Genomic DNA, 17746 nt, shown 5'->3' on the forward strand with positions numbered 1-17746 from the left:
CGCACGTCCCATCCGCCCACGCCACGCCCGGAGAAGGGGAGTCCATGACCATCAGTCGTGCCCTGCTGGACCGCGCAGCTCACCTGCGCGATGTCCCAGGCATCCTGGACGCCCTCCGATCCTCCGACGAGGTCGAAGTGATCGTCGTCCGGGAAGGACGCGCACGTGTCGCGGGCGGCGCGCTGGTCACCACGTCTCCCTCCGACGTGGGCGAGGCGCAGTGGGCGCTGCTCGGTCGACGGGCCTCCGGAACCCCGCTGCTGCTGGCCGTGACCGACCCGCCGTCGCGGTCGATCGACGCGGCTCCGGCCGAGACCTGGCTGAGTCTTCGCGAGACCGGCGGGATGCTGGACGAGCTGAACACCGAGATCCTCGTCGAGGCGATCGCGCTGGCGGGCTGGCTGCGCGACGCGCGCTTCTGTCCGACGTGCGGGCTGTCGATGCAGGTGCGCCAGAGCGGCTGGTCGAGGTGGTGCGCCGACTGCGATCGCGAGCACTTCCCGCGGACTGATCCGGCGGTGATCGTCGCCGTGGAGAGCGAGGACGGCGAGCGGCTGCTGCTGGGGGCCAACGCCCAGTGGAAGGGGCGGATGTACTCCTGCTTCGCCGGATTCGTCGAAGCAGGTGAGTCTCTCGAGACGACCGTTCATCGTGAGATCGAGGAGGAGGCGGGGGTACGCCTCACCGACGTCCGCTACATCTCGTCTCAGGCGTGGCCGTATCCGCGATCGCTGATGCTCGGCTTCCGTGCGACGGCCGGCTCCGACCGGAACGCGCGTCCGGACGGCGAGGAGATCGTCGATGTCCGCTGGTTCACGAGGGACGAGATCGGCTCGGCATTGGCCGGCGACGGCCCCGTCGGCCTGCCGGGTTCCGCATCCATCGCTCGAGCGCTGATCGTGGACTGGTACGAGGAGCGGACGCACGCCGTGCCGAGCGAGCGGATCGAGTCGAAGTGAGTGCGCTCGACGCACTCGATGAACGGCAGAGGCAGGCGGCGACGGTGCTGCGCGGACCGGTCGCCGTGCTGGCCGGAGCGGGAACGGGCAAGACCCGCGTCATCACGCACCGCATCGCGCACGGCGTCGACACCGGTGCGTATTCGCCCTCGCGTGTGATGGCCGTGACCTTCACGTCGAAGGCGGCCGGCGAGCTTCGGGGCAGGCTCCGCGCCCTGGGTGCCGTGGGCGTCGCGGCACGCACGTTCCACGCCGCGGCGCTCGCCCAGCTCAACTTCTTCTGGCCGACGCTGACGGGCTCACCCGCTCCGAAGATCGTCGACAACAAGGTGCGGGTGCTCGGCCAGGCCGCCGACGCGCTGCGGCTCCGGCCCGACCGCGCCACGCTGCGCGACGTCGCCAGCGAGATCGAATGGCGCAAGGTCTCGATGATCGGCATCGACCAGCACGCCGCACTCGGACGAAAGGTCGGCGGAGTCACCCCCGAGCAGCTGATCGATCTCCAGCACGGCTACGAGGCGCTCAAGGACGAGCGGCGTCAGCTCGATTTCGAAGACGTCCTCCTGGCCTGCGCCGGGATGCTGGAGGCCGAGAGCCGCGTCGCAGCATCGGTCCACGAGCAGTACCGCCACTTCACCGTCGACGAGTACCAGGACGTCTCGCCTTTGCAGAACCGCCTGCTCGAACTGTGGCTGGGGGACCGGCGGGACCTGTGCGTCGTCGGCGACGCCAGCCAGACGATCTATTCGTTCGCCGGGGCCGACCAGCGCTACCTGCTCGACTTCGAGCGGCGCTTCCCCGACGCCACCGTCGTCCGGCTCGAGACGAACTACCGCTCGCAGGCACCGATCCTCGCCGCGGCCAATGCACTCATGCGCGGCCGACCGGGTGCGCTCGAACTCGTGCCGGCTCGGGAAGCGCTCACCGCCGAGTCGCCGACCGTGACGGCGTACGACTCCGAGACCGAGGAGGCCGCTGGCATCGCGGCGGGCGTCGCGGCGCGCATCGCGTCGGGGATCCCGGCATCCGATATCGCCGTGCTCTACCGCGCACATGCGCAATCGGCGGCGATTCAGCAGGCGCTCGCGACCGAGGGCATCCCGACCACCGTCCTCGGCGGCACCCGCTTCTTCGACATGCCGGAGGTCCGGCAGGCCGTGCTCGCGCTGCGCGGTGCGGCGGTCGCGCCCACCGAACGCGACTTCCTCTCCAACGTGCAGAAGGTGCTGCGCGAGCTCGGACTCACCGATGAACCGCCCGAGGCCGGCGGCGCGCAGCGCGATGGCTGGGAGGCGCGGCGGGCGCTCCTGCGTCTCGCGGAGGAGGCGTCGCCCGGAACGACCCTTCGGACGTTCAGCGACGCGCTGATGGCGAGGGCGAAGGACCAGCATGAACCGATGCTGCACACCGTGACGCTGTCGACGCTGCACGCGGCCAAGGGCCTGGAGTGGCCGCACGTGCATGTCGCCGGTTGGGCGGAGGGTGCGCTCCCGATCTCCTATGCGACGGATTTCGAGGCGATCGACGAGGAGCGTCGGCTCGCCTACGTCGGCGTCACGCGTGCGGGGCGCTCTCTCACGCTGTCCTGGTCACGGGCAGCGGGGCGCGGACAGCGTTCGGCGTCGCGATTCCTCGCGGAGATCGGAACGACTGCTCTCGGCACCGGCATTCTGCGTGAAACATCACCGAGCTCCGCTGCCGGGTCCCGTCGGCGCTGAGCCGCACCACGGTCGAATCCGCGGTGGGCGCCCTGCTCCGCTCCGCACGCAGCAACTGCTCGACGAGCGCGGCCGCCGCTGCGACGAGAGCACGCGGAATGGGGGAGTCGACGCGTCCGACCAATTGGCAGTGCAGCATGGGCCATGCAGGGTCGCGGTCGCGATCGTGCGCGTCGCGACAGGCCAGACACGGCGTCGCGCCGGGAACCACCAGCGGCCCGACGCTCACTCCACCGAAGTCGAAGGCGACCGGCAGATGCGCGATGTCCTCGCGCAGATAGGCGTTCATCTGTGCTGCGGCGGTCGCTCCGTGCACGAGCACGATCCCCACGGCATGCGGGTCGGTGCGGGCTGCTTCCGGCACCCCCAGATCGGCGAGCGCGTCGAGCATCCAGCTCCCGACGCGTGAATCCGCGACGTTCGCGCTTTCGGCCCACACCGCAGGAGCCGGCGGGTCATCGGTCCGCAGGACCGGTGCCAGGGCGTCGAGCAGCGCCCTCGCCTGTCGGCGCGGCGCGCCGAGCGAGTGCGCGACGACGTCGAACGAGGTCAGCGCGATCCCGTCGCACAGCCGCGAGACGAGTCGCTCGACCCACGGCTGGTCGGCGCGGACGCGGACGGTGCCGGCGACGCCGAACTGCAGAGTGTCGCCGTCGCGCCACAGCGGCGCGAACTCGGGGGCGATCCTCGTCAGGAGGCTGGACGAACGCGGCATGGCCCGATTCTGCTCGATGCGCGAACGGTCATGGGCGCAGGGAAGCGATCGGTGGAGAAGTCGGCCCGAGGCCGGAGCGGTGCAGGAGGAGTGCTCAGACGGGTGTCTGGCCGTCGTCCTTTCCGCCGTCCGTCCCCTTGTCTCCGTCCCCTGCAGCGTCCGGGTCGCTCTTCCCGTCGTCGGCGAAGTCCTCGCCGTCCAGCAGCCGTGCGAGGGCCTCGTCGAATTCGTCCGCGGGTGGCTCTTCGCCGCGCGCAGACGCCTGCAGACGGGCGATCAGAGCGGTCGGGTCGTCGATGTCCGAGGCATCCGGCATCAGATCCGGGTAGTCCCAGAGCCCGTCGCGTGCGGCGACGCCGACTGCGTCCGTGACAGCGCGCCACATCGCCGCCGCCTCGCGCAGTCGTCGCGGGCGCAGCTTGAGACCGACCAGAGCCCCCAGGGCGTCCTCGGCCGGGCCGCCCACCGCGCGACGCCGGCGCGCTGCCTCTGCGAGACGGATGCCGTCCGGAAGACGCGAGGTGGCCTCAGCCGTGACGACGTCCACCCAGCCGTCGATCATCGCGATGATGTTCTCCAGGCGAGCGAGCGATTCGCGCTGCTGCTCGGTCTGCGCCGGCAGCAGTGCTCCGCCTTCGATCGCCGCACGCAGTTCCTCCGGGTCCGACGGGTCGAGCCTGCTCGCGACATCTTCGAGGGCCTCGACATCGACCTCGACGCCGCGGGCGAAGTCCGTGATCTGGCTCATCACGTGCAGGTGCAGCCACTTGGCGTGCCGGTACAGGCGCGCGTACGCCAGCTCGCGCGTCGCGAGATACAGTGCGATCTGATCCTCGGGGATCTCCAGGCCCTCGCCGAAGGCGGTGAGGTTCTGGGGGATGATCGCGGCGGTCCCCGCGGGCAGCACCGGGATGCCGACGTCACCGCCGGAGACGACCTCCAGTGAGAGATTGCCCAGGACCTGGCCGAACTGCGCGGCGAACACCGAACTGCCCAGACCCCGCATCAGCTTTCCGGCGCCCTGCACGACCTGGCGCATGTCGTCGGGGACCTGCGCGTCCAGTGCAGAGGTCAGCGCATCCGCGATGCTCGTCGACACGGGCTCGGCGATCTCCTTCCACACCGGCAGCGTCTGCGCGACCCATTCGCCCCGGGTGAGCACGCGGGGCGAATCGGCGAGCTCCGAGATCGTCGTCGCCTCGCCGAGCCACAGGTTCGCCAGCCCGAAGGCGTCGGCGAGGGATGTGCGGGAGCCGTCCGTGATGCCCTGGCCGTCGCGGTTCGCGATGTGCAGCGCCTGGCGCAGCGTGTTCTCCCACGGGTCGCCGCCGAACGCCCCCTGCAGCTGCGCCATCAGCTGGGACATCATCGCCGGATCCAACGGGATGCCGTCGGCACCGCCGAGCGCGTTCTGCAGCGCGTTGAGGTCGAAGTCGGCTCCGCCGTTCGACATCATCCGACGGATGAACTCCTGGAAGTCCTCGGGGTTGGGGTCGTTGTCTGCCATCTCGATCGCCCTCTCAGCGCGCCTGAAGCCTGTGGCCTCTACGCTAGTTGCAGCATCCTGCGCAGGACCCGACTGTTCGCAGATCGCTGTACGCCACTCGCGAACGACGGAGGTAGATCTGTGAGTCAGACCCGGTCTCGACGGCTCGGGCTGGGCGTCTGGGCGCTGATCGTCGCCCTCGTCGCCCTGATCGTGCTCACCTTCCTGCCGACGCCGTATGTGATCCAGCGTCCTGGTCCGGTGTACGACACGCTCGGCACCGCCGAAGACGCAGACGGCGTCGAGGTGCCGCTCATCGAGATCTCCGGTGCCGAGACCTTCGAGACCGCCGGAACGCTCGATCTCACGACCGTCCAGGTGGTCGGTAACCGGCAGCGCACGCCGAGCTGGTTCGAGCTCGCGCTGGCCTGGATGGACTCGTCCAAAGCCGTCGTCCCGATCGAGAGCGTGTTCCCCGAGGGCGTCACGACCGAGCAGCGCGACGAGCGCAACGCAGTGCTCATGGTCGACTCGCAGCACGAGGCGACCGCGGCCGCGCTGAACGAGCTGGGGTACGACACCGGTGCGCAGGTCGAGGTGGTCGAGGTCATCGAGGACGGTGCTGCCGACGGCGTGCTGCAACCGGGCGACGCGATCGTCGCGATCGACGGCGCGGCGGTCACTTCCGGCGCACAGCTGCGCGAGGCGATTCAGGGCGCCGCCGGCGCGACGATCTCTCTCACCGTCCAGCGCGCGGGGGAGCAGACCGAGGTGCAACTGACCCCGCAGAAGACCACGACGGACGGTGTCGACACCTGGCTGATCGGCATCACCCTGACCACCGAGTACGACTTCCCGATCGACGTGACCATCCAGCTGGACGACGTGGGCGGCCCGAGCGCGGGGATGATGTTCGCGCTCGGCATCGTCGACATGCTCACCGAGGGCGAGCTCAACGGCGGCGAGAACATCGCGGGCACCGGAACGATCGACGCCGCCGGCACGGTCGGACCGATCGGCGGCATCCGTCAGAAGCTGTACGGCGCGCGCGATGCCGGTGCGGAGTTCTTCCTGGCTCCGGCGTCGAACTGCGACGAGGTCGCCGGTCACGTCCCGGCAGGGCTGCAGGTGTTCTCGACGGCGACCCTGGACGACTCCATCGAGATCCTCGATGCCATCGCCGAGGGCGGAGACCTGGATTCCCTGCCGACCTGCGCCGTCGACACCGCGTCTGCGCGATGACACCCTGTCCGCGCTGAGCGGACAGTGAGCCCGTGCTCAGGCATCATGCCTAGGATGGGACGGTGACCACGACCTCAGCGCCGACACCGGCCACGCCCCGCACATCCCGACGCATCGTCGCCATCACGCTGGCGATCATCGCCGCGCTGGTCGCGGCGTTCTTCGTCTTCGCCTCGCTCTACACCGAGTTCCTCTGGTACGACCAGCTGAGCTTCGCGAACGTGCTCACGACCCAGTGGTTGGCGGCGGCAGGAATGTTCGTCGTCGGCTTCCTCGGGATGGCGGTTCCGCTGTTCGTCGTCATCCAGCTCGCGTACCGGCTGCGTCCGGTCTACGTGCGGCTGAGCTCCCAGCTGGATCGGTACCAGGAGGTCATCGAACCACTGCGCCGACTGGCGATGTGGGGTATGCCGATCTTCTTCGGTCTCTTCGCCGGCTTCGCCGCAGCGGGCAACTGGCAGACGGTGATGCTCTGGATCAACGGGGTCGCCACCGACGTCGTCGACCAGGAGTTCGGGCTCGACACCGGCTTCTACCTGTTCGCGATGCCGTTCTACACGATCCTGCTCGCGTTCGTGTCGGCCGTCCTCCTGCTCTCCCTGCTCGTCACGGCCCTGGTGTCGTACCTGTACGGGTCCGTGCAGATCGGGCAGCGCGAACTGCGCATCTCGAAGCCGGCGCGCATCCAGTTGGCCGTGCTCGCGGGTCTGTACCTGCTGGTGCAGGCCGTCAGCCTCTGGCTGGACCGCTACAAGACGCTGATCACCGAGGAAGACCGCATCACTGGTGCCGCGTACACGAGCGTGAACGCGACGATCCCCGGGCTCGCGATCCTCGCGATCCTCGCCGCCATCGTGGCGCTGCTGTTCTTCGTCACCGCTGTCATCGGGCGCTGGCGCTTCCCCCTCGCCGCGACAGCACTGCTCATCGTGGCGTCCCTCGTCGTCGGCGTCGGCTACCCGTGGGTCGTCGACACGTTCCAGGTGCGCCCGAACCAGAACAGCCTGCAGGCGGAGTACTACCAGCGCAACATCGACGGCACGAAGGCCGCATACGACATCGCCGATCTCGAGACGACGCCTTTCGAGGCGGCTCTCGACGTCGAGGCCGGTCAGTTGCGCGAGGACGCCGAGACCACGGCATCCATCCGCATCGTCGACCCGGGCATCGTCAGCCCGACCGTGCAGCAGCTGCAGCAGTACCGCGGCTACTACCAGTTCACCGACACGCTCGACGTCGACCGGTACGACATCGAAGGCAAGTCCCAGGACACGGTCGCGGCCGTCCGTGAGCTGAACATGAACCAGCTCGGCGACGGCAACAACTGGAACAACCGCACGGCGGTCTACACCCATGGCTACGGTCTCGTCGCGGCCGCGGGCAACCAGCGCACGCCCGATGGCGAGCCGGTGTTCCTCGAGAGCGGCATCCCCTCGTCCGGCTTCCTCACGAATCGGGACAACTTCGAACCGCGCGTCTACTTCGGCGAGTACTCGCCGGAGTATTCCATCGTCGGAGCGCCGGAGGGCACGGACCCGGTCGAGATCGACTACCCGCGCGGTGAGGACGGCGCCAACGAGACGAAGACGACGTTCTCGGGCGACGGCGGTCCTCGTGTCGGCAACACGTTCAACAAGCTGCTCTACGCCCTGAAGTTCCAGGAGGCGGAGATCCTGTTCTCCGACCTGGTCAACGGGGACTCGCAGATCCTGTACGACCGCGACCCCGCGACACGCGTGCAGAAGGTTGCGCCGTACCTGACCATCGACAGCGACCCGTATCCGAGCGTCGTGGATGGTCGCATCGTGTGGATCGTCGACGGCTACACCACCAGCGCGAGCTACCCGTACTCGACGGGCGTGAGCCTGTCCGAGGCGATCGCCGACTCGAACAACCCGGCACCCAGCCTGGCGTTCGACGACATCAACTACATCCGCAACTCGGTCAAGGCGACGGTCGACGCCTACGACGGCTCGGTCACGCTGTACGCGTGGGATGAAGAGGACCCGATCCTGCAGGCCTGGCAGAAGGTGTACCCCTCCACGGTCGAGCCGATCACTGAGATGTCCGGCGAGCTCATGAGCCACGTCCGGTACCCGACCGATCTGTTCAAGGTGCAGCGCAACGTCCTCGGTGTCTACCACGTCGACGATGCCCGTTCGTTCGCCCAGCAGGACAACCGCTGGCAGACCCCGAACGATCCGCGCAACTCGCAGCAGCTGCAGCCGCCGTACTACCTGACGATGAAGATGCCGGGGCAGGACGAGGCCGCGTTCTCGATGTTCTCGACGTTCATCCCGTCCTCTCAGGGCACGGCGGAGCGCAACGTGCTGATGGGCTATCTGGCGGTCGATTCGGATGCCGGGGCCACCGCGGGGGAGAAGAGCGAGGGGTACGGCAAACTCCGGATGCTGGAGATCGACACCGACACCACGGTGCCGGGCCCAGGGCAGGTGCAGAACACGTTCAACTCGGATGCCGATGTGGTGCGCGAGCTCAACCTGCTGCAGCAGGGTGAATCCGAGGTCAAATACGGCAACCTGCTGACCCTCCCGGTCGGCGGCGGCTTCCTGTACGTCCAGCCGGTCTACGTGCAGTCCTCCAGCGGCACGCAGCTGCCGCTGCTGCGGAAGGTGCTGGTGTCCTTCGGTGACGAGGTCGCGTTCGAGGACACGCTCACCGACGCGCTCGACGCGCTGTTCGGCGGAGACGCCGGCGCGGACGGCGGGGATGACGGAGTCGAGCCCGTCGATCCCGGCACCGGCGAGCCGACCGAGCCCGAGGAGCCGACCGATCCCGATACGGGTGAGACGCCCGGCACCGGAACCGACGCGGATGCGTGGGAGGCGGCGCTCGCAGACGCGCAGCAGGCGATGCTCGATCGGGATGCCGCGCTGAAGGCAGGCGACCTGACCGCGTTCGCCGAGGCCGACGACCGGCTCACCGAGGCGGTCAGCACCCTCCTCGAACTCGAGGAGCAGGGGACCGGCGGCGAGTAGCCCCCTCGGGGCAGTCGTGAGAAGAGGGCGTCCCTGCGGGCGCCCTCTTCTGCGTTCCCGCTACGGCTTCCGGACGACGTCGTACGACAGCACGAGAGTGCCCATCGACGTCGTCTCGGAATCCACGAGGGTCAGGTTCTGCGGCACGGGGAGATCGCCGAAGAGCCGCTTGCCCGAGCCGAGAATCAGCGGATGGATGAACAGGCGCAGCGTGTCGATCATCTCGGCCTGCATGAGCGAGCGCACCAGAACGCCGCTCCCGAGGATCGTGATGTTCCCTTCCCCCACGTTCTTGAGCGCCTGCAGCTCCTGGTCGAGTTCGCCGGTCAGCGCCCGCGTGCCGTGCCAGTCGAATGCGAGCGGTGCGGAGGCGACGACATTCTTCTCGGTCGCATTGAGGTGCGCGGCCATCGGGTTGTCGTCGGGAACGTGCGGCCAGAATGCCGCCATCTTCTCGTAGGTCTTCCGTCCGAACAGGTATGCGGTCGTCTCGGACAGGCCGTCCGCTCCGCGGGATGCGTGGATCGCCTCCGCATAGGGGGCGCCCCATCCGCCGTGTTCGAAACCGCCCTCACGGTCCTCGTCGGGCGAACCGAGCCCCTGCATCACTCCATCGAGCGACAGGAACTCGACAGCGATCAGTCTCCGCATGGTGCTCCTCATTTCTGTTCGGTGCCGTGCTCTTCTCATCGTGCGGGAGAAGAGGCATCCTGGCTTGAAGAAAACTGACCGGGAGAGACCCATGGATGCCGCATCCACGATGACGGGACCGGTACTGCTCAGGCACGCGGTGCATCCCCTCCTGGACGGGTTCGTCGCCGGGATCGTGGGCTTTCGCGAGCGCTCCGGGGACGTGGTGACTCGCCGGCAGCAAGCGGGCAGCCTGATCCCGGTGATCCTCTCGTCCGGACCGCGCCTGGAGGTCACCGCCCTCTCCGAGGGAACCGGCGTCGGAACCCACGGCTCATTCGTCGCGGGATTCATGCCCGGTCATGCGACCACTGCATTCTCGGGCGAGCAGCTCTGCGTCCAGATCTACCTCACACCGCTCGGTGTGCAGCGCCTGCTCGCGCTGCCGGGCCGCGAGCTCGCGCACCGCATCGTCGACCTCGCGGATGCGGCACCCTTCTTCGGGGAGCGCTTCCTCGATGAACTGTGGTCCTGTGACACCTGGGAGGGGAGATTCGCGCAACTCGATCGGGCACTCATCGCCCGGCTCGATCACGGAGTCGATTCCGAGCCGTTCGTCGTCTGGATGTGGGAGCAGATCCGAAGAACCGGCGGACGCGCCCGTATCGCCGACCTCGTCGAACGAACCGGATGGAGTCAGCGTCACGTCACCTCGCTCTTCACCGAGCAGGTCGGGCTCGGCCCCAAACTCGCATCTCGCATCGTGCGCTTCGAGCACGCGTCATCAGCGCTGAGGAGTTCGCCGACCGCGTCCGTCGCAGCCGAGTTCGGCTACGCGGATCAGAGCCACCTGGCACGTGAGGTGCGCTGGTTCTCGGGCCGGACGGTGACGGAGCTGAAGCGGATCGCGCCGGTGACCCCGCAGGCCGCCATCGGCATTCGAGTCGACAGGGCCGCACCGCATCCGGCGACCTGAACGACGAAGTCCCGACCCTTGCGGGCCGGGACTTCGTCGTTTTCCGTTGCGGGGACAGGATTTGGCCACGGCGCCACTCCACACGCCGCTTGCGCGTCGTGCGGAGCCTCGGGCGCCGCGGGACCGAGTTGCTCGCACCGCATCCGGCGACAAATGACGAAGTCCCGACCCTTGCGGGCCGGGACTTCGTCATTTGTTGCGGGGACAGGATTTGAACCTGCGACCTCCGGGTTATGAGCCCGGCGAGCTACCGAACTGCTCCACCCCGCGTCACGATCATCAGCCTATCAACGGCCTTCCGTTGCGCCGAAAGGGAGCAGAGGCGGGCGTGTCGGCTCCACCCGGTGTCCGATGGCCAGAAGCGAAGAGGCAAGCGAAAGGCCCCCGATCTGGATTTCTCCTGATCAGGGGCCCTTCTTGTGTCGCTATCCGTTGCGGGGACAGGATTTGAACCTGCGACCTCCGGGTTATGAGCCCGGCGAGCTACCGAACTGCTCCACCCCGCGGCACAAGAATTTACTCTAGCACGGATCCGAACGCTCGTCACATCGAGCAGGGGATGGGCGAGGATGGGGGCATGTCCAGTGTCCTCGTCGCCGTGTGCCAGTTCGCCCCGACCGGCGACCGAGCCGGAAATCTCGCCAGGATCGCGGAGCTGACGGCGGATGCCGCGGCCCGCGGCGCCCAGGTCGTGGTGTTTCCCGAGTACGCCAGCTACTTCGTCGACCCGATGGATGCCAGCCTCGCCGAGAACGCAGAGACGCTCGACGGCGAATTCGTGCGGGCGCTGCGGGCCGCGGCATCCGCACACGGTGTGACGATCGTCGCTGGCCTCGTGGAGGCCGCGGGGGAGCGGGTCAGCAACACGCTCGTCGCGGTCGACGGCGCCGGAGTGCGCGCGACCTATCGCAAACAGCATCTCTACGATGCGTTCGGTCAGACCGAGTCGGACTGGATCGCTCCCGGTTCGGTGACCGCTGTCGAGACGTTCGACGTCGGCGGCCTGCGGTTCGGCCTGATGACCTGCTACGACCTCCGCTTCCCCGAGGTCGCCCGCACGCTCGTGGATGCCGGAGCCGACGTCCTGGTCGTCCCGGCGGAGTGGGTGCGCGGTCCGCTGAAAGAGCACCACTGGACGACGCTGCTCGCCGCGCGGGCGATCGAGAACACGGCCTTCGTCGTCGCCGCCGATCACCCGGCGCCGATCGGCGTGGGGCGGTCGCAGATCATCGATCCGCAGGGGGTCGTGCTCGCGGGACTCGCCAGCGGCGAGGGAATCGCGCTGGCCGGGCTCGACCTGTCGGAGCTCGAGCGCGTCCGAACCGTCAACCCCGTCCTGCGCCTGCGCCGCTACACCGTCGTCCCGCGCTGAGACGGTGGGGAGGGGCGCGCGCCCTCAGAACGCCGCGTCGAGGCGCCGCATGGCCTCCTCGAGCACGTCAACGCGCTTGCACGCGGCGAAGCGCACCAGACCCGCGTAGTCGCCGGCGTGCTCGCGGGTCACGAAGGCGCTGAGCGGGATGGCGACGACACCGGCGCGTTCCGGCAGTGCGCGGCAGAACGCCGCGGTGTCGGCTCCGCCCAGTGCGGTCGCATCGGCGACCGTGAAGTATCCGCCGCGCGGAGGGAGCACGCCGAACCCGGCCGCCTCCAAGCCGTGCGCGAGCAGATGATGCTTGTCCTTCATCACTCGAGCGGCATCCGCGAAGAACGCATCCGGCAACCGCAGCCCGACGGCGACCGCGGGCTGGAACGGCGCCCCGTTCACATACGTCAGGAACTGCTTCACCGTCAGGACGGCGGTGATGAGATCTGCTGGCCCGTGCACCCAGCCGATCTTCCATCCCGTCGCCGAGAACGTCTTCCCCGCGGAGGAGATCGTGAGGGTCCGCTCCGCCGCACCGGGCATCGTGGCGATCGGGCGATGCACGTCATCGAAAACCAGGTGCTCGTAGACCTCGTCCGTCACGATGATCGCGTCGTGCGCGTGGGCCAGCCGGATGATCTCATCCTGAACTTCGCGAGAGAACACCGTGCCCGTCGGGTTGTGCGGGTCGTTCACCAGGATGATCCGGGTGTGATCGGTGACGGCATCCGACAGCCTGTCGAGATCCGGCTGGAAATCCGGCAGGCGCAGCGGGACGGTCCTCAGGCGGGCACCGGCCAGCGCGACGGCGGCGGCATACGAGTCGTAGTACGGCTCGAAGACCACGACCTCGTCGTCGGGCGAATCGATCAGCGCGAGCAGCGTCGCCGTCAGCGCCTCGGTGGCGCCGGCGGTCACGATCACCTCGCGCTGCGGATCGACCTCGAGCCCGTAGAAGCGGTCCTGATGCTCGCTGATGGCGGACAGGAGGTCCGGGATGCCGCGGCCCGGCGGGTATTGATTGGCACCGTCGGCGATGGCCTGGCGAGCCGCTTCGAGAACCTCAGCCGGACCGTCCTCGTCGGGGAATCCCTGACCGAGGTTGATCGCGCCCGTTCGGGCCGCCGTGGCGGACATCTCTGCGAAGATGGTCGGGGCCACCTCTCCGGCCGGCGAAAGGAGCCCGGCTCCGGCGGCGGTGCGGCGCCACGCGCCGGGGATGTCTCTCATGGAGAACAGGCTAAGGCCATAAGCGACACTCATCTCAGGCATAAGGAACGCACAGACTCGGCGGGCAGTCTGAAGGAACCTTGTTGAAGGAGCAGAGACCATGAACGAAGAGAACGCACCCGCCACCGGGTCCGCGCCCGAGGCCGCGAACAGCGCAGCCTCGAACAGCGCAGCCGCGAGCAACTCGGCAGCGACACCCGCCGCGGCTCCGGCAGGGCACGAGGTTCCGCAGACGTTCGCGTCGCCGGCCTCCACGACCCAGCAGCCGACCCCGCAGCCCCAGGCCGCTCCGCACGCCGGCGGCTTCGTCCCGACGGCCGCGCATCAGGGCGCCGCCTTCGGCCCCGGCGCGACGCAGGCAGGAGCCCCCGAACCCGGCGCCTACCCGACCGCTGACCAGCCGACGGCACCCGTCGGCGACACGGCTCAGGTCACGCCGATCACCACGAAGGAGCGCAAGCCCTTCGGCGCAGGCAAGGTCGCGGCCGTCATCGTCGCCGCGGCCCTGGTCGGCGGCGCCGCCGGTCTCGGGACGAGCTACCTCGGCTCGACGATGTGGCAGCAGCCGGTGAGCAGTTCTGCCGAGGGCCCCAGCACCGTCACGGTGAACAACCCGGACGACATCAACGAGGCGACGGCCGTCGCCAGCAAGGTGCTGCCCTCGGTCGTCACGATCGCGGTCCAGGGGACGAACGAGGCCGGCAGCGGCTCCGGCGTGATCCTCAGCAAGGACGGCTACGTGCTGACCAACGCGCACGTCGCCACCCTGGGCGGAGCCGTCGCCGACCCGACGATCCGCGTCACGACCTCCGACGGCCGCATCTACGCCGCCACGATCGTCGGCACCGACCCGATCTACGACCTCGCGGTGCTCAAGCTCACCGACGCGAAGGATCTCACCCCGATCGAGTTCGCCGACTCGTCCGAGGTGAACGTCGGTGCGACCGCCGTCGCCGTCGGCGCCCCGCTCGGACTCGCCAACTCCGTCACCACCGGCATCATCTCCTCACTGAACCGCAGCATCGAGATCGCCTCCTCCGCGCTGCCCGACAGCGCAGAGCAGGACAGCCCGAACGGCGAGGGCGAAGGCGAGGACGGCGGACCGTTCCAGTTCGACATCCCCGGCCTCGAGCAGCAGCAGCCGAGCTCGAACGGGACGATCTCGATCGCGGTCCTCCAGACCGACGCAGCCATCAACCCCGGCAACTCCGGTGGAGCGCTCGTCGACGGCGAAGGCAAGCTCATCGGCATCAACGTGGCGATCGCCACGGCATCCAGCTCCGAGGAATCCGGCTCGATCGGCGTCGGCTTTGCGATTCCGTCGAACGTCGCCGAGCGGATCGCCGATGAGCTCATCGAGGACGGCGAGGCGACGCACGGTCTGCTCGGGGCCTCGGTCAGCGACGCCGCGAGTTCGGCCGACGCCGACATCTCCGGCGCCGCCATCGCCGATGTCACCGACGACGGAGCGGCCAAGAAGGCCGGCCTCAAGGAAGGCGACGTCGTCACGGAGTTCAACGGCGCTCCGATCTCCGGTGCCAGCGACCTCACGGCGCAGGTGCGTGCGGCGGCTGCGGGCAGCACCGCGACCATGACGTACGTCCGCGACGGCAAGACCTACGAGATCGAGGTCGAGCTCGGCGAGCTCGCGCTCTGAGCCGACAGCGGAACCTCCGCCCGCTCACACGAAGGACGCCACCCCGCGCGATAGGCTCGCGGGGTGGCGTCCTTCTCTTTCGGCACCGGCAATGCGGCGAAGCTCCTGCGCATTCCGCTGTATGCCGCAGGGCGCATCGCCGCCCTGCTGATCCCCCGGGGATCGCGCTGGGTGTTCGGCTGCGGAGCGGGCATCGGAGACGGGGCGCTCGCGCTCTGGCGAGTCGCGACGGATGCCGGTCACGACGCCGTCTGGCTCACATCGTCCGCTCGCGAGGACGACGATGCAGCAGCCCTCGGCATCCGCACCATCCGCAAGCAGAGCCTGGCCGGCTGGTGGGCCACCGCGCGGGCAGGGGTCCTCGTCGTCACGCACGGCTTCGGTGATGTCAACCGCTACGGCGGCGGGGGAGCCTTCACCGTTCAGCTCTGGCACGGCATCCCGTTGAAGCGGATCGGACTCGACTCGCCGGCCACGACGCAGGTGCCGCCGGTACCGGGAGCCGGCGTGCTGCGGTCGCTCATCGGGCGTCTGTACCGTTCGTCGGCCCGGCGGATCGACGTGCTGCCCGCCGCATCGGATCGGGCACGAGGACGCCTCGAATCGGCGTTCGGCCTCGGCGACGACCGGGTCGTGGTGACGGGGGAGCCCAGGGTCGACGTGCTCTCTACGGGCACGGCGGCTGAGCGCCGCGCTGCGGCATCCGGTGTCCTCTCCTCCGCCGGCGTCGACGTCCCCGAGGGCGCCCGCGCCATTCTCTATGCACCGACCTGGCGCGATGGCGCGCCGGATCCGGCCGTCCCCTCCGCTGCCGAGTGGGTGCGGATCATCACGATGCTCGAGCGCCGCAACGCGGTGCTGCTCGTGCGCTCGCATCCGCTGGGCGAGGGCGGCTACGCGCCGCCGCTGCCGACCGGACGGGTGCGGATGCTGGGGTCGACGGTCCTCGCCGACGTGACGGGCGCCCTGCCGGCGATCGACGTGCTCATCACCGACTACTCGTCCCTCGCATACGACGTGGGTCTTCTCGCGATGCCCGTGGTGCACCTGGCGCCGGACACGGCCGACTACGCCCGCACCCGCGGATTCTACGGGCGCCTGGACGAGGTCACCGGCGGCGATGAGGCATCCTGCTGGGACGACGTGCTGGATCAGCTGGACCCGCTGCTCGCCGACGAGGACGTCTTCGCCGCACGCGCGGCGCGATCAGCCGCGCTCAGCGAGCGGATGCACGAGTATCGAGACGGACACAACACCGACCGGGTCTACCGGGTGATGCGCGCCAAGGGCGCGGCAGCCCCCGCACGTCCCGCGACCGAGGGAGAGCATCCATGACCACCGCCGAGATCGATGAGGTGCGCAGCGCGCTCGTCGTCGCAGGCGACGGCGCACGTCCCGTCTCCGCCGTCCTGGAGGGGGCTCGCGCGCGCGTCTCCGCAGACGTGACCGGCGAAGCCGGTGCCTGGCGGGCCGTGTTCCCGCTGCGCGTCGCGCGATTCGGCGGCGATGAGCTGCCGCTGCCGTCCGGCGAATACGAGCTGCGGATCGACGGCGCAGACCTCGACGGCGCCTCGATCGAGCGGACAGTCCTCGCCGGCCTCGGCATCGCGGTGCGCGGCGCCTCGGTCACGATCGATCCGCCTCTGGATGCCGTGCACCTCTCGCCCGAGGGGCAGCGCACACTCGAGGAGCGCTACGCGGCGCAGCCGGGTGGCACCGAGGACGCCGTGTTCTTCGAGAGCTTCTACGGTCAGAGCGCCGGATGCAATCCGCGTGCGATCGATCGGGAACTCGCAGAGCGTGCACCGGGGGTCGCGCGCTACTGGAGCGTGGTCGACCTGTCCGTCGCGGTCCCGGCCGGCGCCGTCGCCGTCGTGGAGGGCAGCCCGGAGTGGTGGCGGGCGCGTGCATCCGCGCGTCTGCTCGTCGTCAACGACTGGCTGCGTCGGCGCTTCGTCCGCAAGAGCGGGCAGCGGGTGCTGCAGACCTGGCACGGCACGCCGCTCAAGCGTCTCGCCCTGCACCGCCCCGGTTTCGACCCGCGTCGGATGGCTGCGGTGGTCAAGGAGTCCCGTCGGTGGGACGTGCTTCTCGCACAGAACCGGTACTCGGAGCGCATTCTCGCCAAGGCGTACGCGTTCTTCGGCAAGCCGATCTGGGTGGAGGGATACCCGCGCAACGACGTGCTCGTGAACGGCGATGCCGTGGCCATGCGCGCCGCCCTCGGCATCCGACCGGACGAGCGGGTGCTGCTGTACGCACCGACCTGGCGCGACGACCGCACCGAGATCGTCGATTTCATCGACCCGGAGAAGCTCGCGCACGAGGCGGATGCCGTCGTCCTGGTGCGCGGGCACTCCCGCACCCTCAAGCCCGGCCGCGACCAGGACGGTGCACGGGTCATCGATGTCACCGGCTATCCGCAGACCGCCGAACTGCTCCTGATCGCCGACGAGCTGATCACCGACTACTCCTCGGTGATGTTCGACTTCAGCGTCACCGGCAAGCCGATGCACTTCCTGGTGCCTGATCTGGAGCACTATCGGGGGCGCCTGCGCGGGTTCTACTTCGATCTCGACGAGCGAGCACCCGGTCCGCTGCTGCGCACGCAGGACGAACTCGTAGCGGCCCTGGCCGATCCGACACTCGCCGAGAGATACGCCGAACGCTACGACGCGTGGCGGCGGCAGTTCAACACGCGCGACGACGGACACGCCGCCGAGCGCGTGGTCTCGCGCATCCTCGATCTCGGCTTCGTCGGCGCCTGA

Annotated in this window: 12 protein-coding genes and 2 tRNA genes; 9 read left to right on the plus strand and 5 right to left on the minus strand. The window is 69.1% G+C overall.

The annotated features are described in order from the left end of the window. Positions 1–44 precede the first annotated feature (44 nt). Positions 45–959, plus strand: coding sequence for an NAD(+) diphosphatase (gene nudC, locus ACI7YT_RS06055; RefSeq protein WP_406249564.1), 915 nt, complete (start codon positions 45–47; stop codon positions 957–959). Then, positions 956–2677, plus strand: coding sequence for an ATP-dependent helicase (locus ACI7YT_RS06060; protein WP_406249565.1), 1722 nt, complete (start codon positions 956–958; stop codon positions 2675–2677). The genes nudC and ACI7YT_RS06060 overlap by 4 nt, the downstream gene beginning before the upstream one ends. An 809-nt stretch (positions 2678–3486) precedes the next feature. Here ACI7YT_RS06060 and ACI7YT_RS06065 read toward each other — a convergent pair. Beyond that, positions 3487–4899, minus strand: coding sequence for a zinc-dependent metalloprotease (locus tag ACI7YT_RS06065; RefSeq protein WP_406249566.1), 1413 nt, complete (start codon positions 4897–4899; stop codon positions 3487–3489). Positions 4900–5019: 120 nt separating this feature from the next. On the opposite strand from ACI7YT_RS06065, the gene ACI7YT_RS06070 reads away from it, so the two are divergent. Beyond that, the gene (locus ACI7YT_RS06070; protein WP_406249567.1) at positions 5020–6120 is read left to right on the plus strand and encodes a PDZ domain-containing protein; all 1101 of its coding nucleotides are present in this window, start codon (positions 5020–5022) and stop codon (positions 6118–6120) included. A gap of 62 nt (positions 6121–6182) precedes the next feature. Further along, positions 6183–9119 (plus strand): UPF0182 family protein, encoded by a 2937-nt coding sequence (locus tag ACI7YT_RS06075; protein ID WP_406249568.1) that lies wholly within the window; start codon positions 6183–6185, stop codon positions 9117–9119. Between the two features lie 60 nt (positions 9120–9179). Here ACI7YT_RS06075 and ACI7YT_RS06080 read toward each other — a convergent pair whose 3' ends face one another. Next, a complete protein-coding gene (locus ACI7YT_RS06080) occupies positions 9180–9770 on the minus strand; it encodes a dihydrofolate reductase family protein (protein ID WP_406249569.1) in 591 nt (196 codons plus the stop codon). Positions 9771–9861: 91 nt separating this feature from the next. On the opposite strand from ACI7YT_RS06080, the gene ACI7YT_RS06085 reads away from it, so the two are divergent. Next, entirely contained in the window at positions 9862–10725 is an 864-nt protein-coding gene (locus tag ACI7YT_RS06085; RefSeq protein ID WP_406249570.1) for a helix-turn-helix domain-containing protein, read from the plus strand. Positions 10726–10921: 196 nt separating this feature from the next. On the opposite strand, the gene ACI7YT_RS06090 is transcribed toward ACI7YT_RS06085, so the two are convergent. Continuing rightward, a tRNA-Met gene (locus ACI7YT_RS06090) sits at positions 10922–10995 on the minus strand. 162 nt (positions 10996–11157) lie between these two features. Continuing rightward, positions 11158–11231, minus strand: a tRNA-Met gene (locus tag ACI7YT_RS06095). A 71-nt stretch (positions 11232–11302) separates the two neighbouring features. Between ACI7YT_RS06095 and ACI7YT_RS06100 the strand changes: the two genes are divergently transcribed. Beyond that, positions 11303–12097: a carbon-nitrogen hydrolase family protein gene (locus ACI7YT_RS06100; protein WP_406249571.1), complete on the plus strand. Its 795-nt coding sequence runs from the start codon at positions 11303–11305 to the stop codon at positions 12095–12097. A 24-nt stretch (positions 12098–12121) separates the two neighbouring features. Here the strand turns inward: ACI7YT_RS06100 and ACI7YT_RS06105 are convergent, their stop codons facing one another. Further along, entirely contained in the window at positions 12122–13321 is a 1200-nt protein-coding gene (locus ACI7YT_RS06105; RefSeq protein ID WP_406249572.1) for an aminotransferase class I/II-fold pyridoxal phosphate-dependent enzyme, read from the minus strand. A gap of 100 nt (positions 13322–13421) precedes the next feature. Between ACI7YT_RS06105 and ACI7YT_RS06110 the strand changes: the two genes are divergently transcribed. From ACI7YT_RS06110 to ACI7YT_RS06120, 3 genes are all read left to right on the plus strand, one after another. Further along, the gene (locus tag ACI7YT_RS06110) at positions 13422–14978 is read left to right on the plus strand and encodes a S1C family serine protease (RefSeq protein ID WP_406249573.1); all 1557 of its coding nucleotides are present in this window, start codon (positions 13422–13424) and stop codon (positions 14976–14978) included. 63 nt (positions 14979–15041) lie between these two features. After that, the gene (locus tag ACI7YT_RS06115; protein ID WP_406249574.1) at positions 15042–16313 is read left to right on the plus strand and encodes a CDP-glycerol glycerophosphotransferase family protein; all 1272 of its coding nucleotides are present in this window, start codon (positions 15042–15044) and stop codon (positions 16311–16313) included. Continuing rightward, positions 16310–17746, plus strand: coding sequence for a CDP-glycerol glycerophosphotransferase family protein (locus tag ACI7YT_RS06120; RefSeq protein WP_406249575.1), 1437 nt, complete (start codon positions 16310–16312; stop codon positions 17744–17746). The genes ACI7YT_RS06115 and ACI7YT_RS06120 overlap by 4 nt, the downstream gene beginning before the upstream one ends.

It is taken from the genome of Microbacterium sp. M, assembly GCF_045181065.1.
Taxonomy (GTDB): Bacteria; Actinomycetota; Actinomycetes; order Actinomycetales; family Microbacteriaceae; genus Microbacterium.